Annotated in this window: 1 protein-coding gene; it reads left to right on the top strand. The window is 43.9% G+C overall.

Annotation, left to right across the window (positions count from 1 at the left end; genetic code table 11):
- Positions 1-58 precede the first annotated feature (58 nt).
- Positions 59-391 carry a YegP family protein gene (locus tag ACYPYQ_RS13580; protein WP_459724451.1) on the top strand — a complete coding sequence of 111 codons (333 nt, stop codon included), beginning with the start codon at positions 59-61 and terminating at the stop codon, positions 389-391.
- Positions 392-603 lie beyond the last annotated feature (212 nt).

Raw genomic sequence — 603 nt, 5'->3', positions numbered from 1 at the left:
CAAAACCTGATAAGTAGTATGGATTTCAAATAAACAAACTAACGCCTAGGGAGAACCCATGTCTGGATATTTTGTATTGAACAAATCAGGAACTTCACAATTCCATTTTGTGCTCAAAGCTGACAATCATGAAACGATACTGAGTAGTGAGATCTACCAGACCAAACTAGCTGCCCAAGGTGGTATCACATCAGTACAAACCAACAGTCCAATTGACGCAAGATATGAAAAGAGGACATCGATTAAAAGCGAGCCTTACTTTGTATTGAAGGCGGCCAATGGGCAAATCATCGGCGTAAGCCAAATGTATTCATCTACCTCTGCCCGAGACTCAGGTATCGCTTCTGTTAAAGCCAACGGAAGTACAACGATAATTGTTGATAACTCCTGATTGAGTGGTGAAACGATTATGTGCCTGCATGTAAATGGCATTGCAGGCGCTATTGCTAGATAAATTCAGAATCGCGAGCGACGAATCGTGTGCAATTAAATGAATTGGTTCTGCGTAAGAGAAAGGGAGCTTTGTGGCAGTTAGAAAAATAGCACGCAAGGCGCGCATCGTCGGTGTCGATCCCCAGGATTTCGCTCCCAGCCTGTTGCGCG

This window comes from Sideroxyarcus sp. TK5, assembly GCF_054601595.1.
Note: the sequence above shows the minus strand (reverse complement) of the source record. Positions and strands in the feature narration are given on the sequence as shown.

Bases quoted from the DNA above. Each gene is read 5' to 3' on its own strand.
- ACYPYQ_RS13580 (WP_459724451.1), top strand. From the start codon at position 59: ATGTCTGGATATTTTGTATTGAACAAATCAGGAACTTCACAATTCCAT.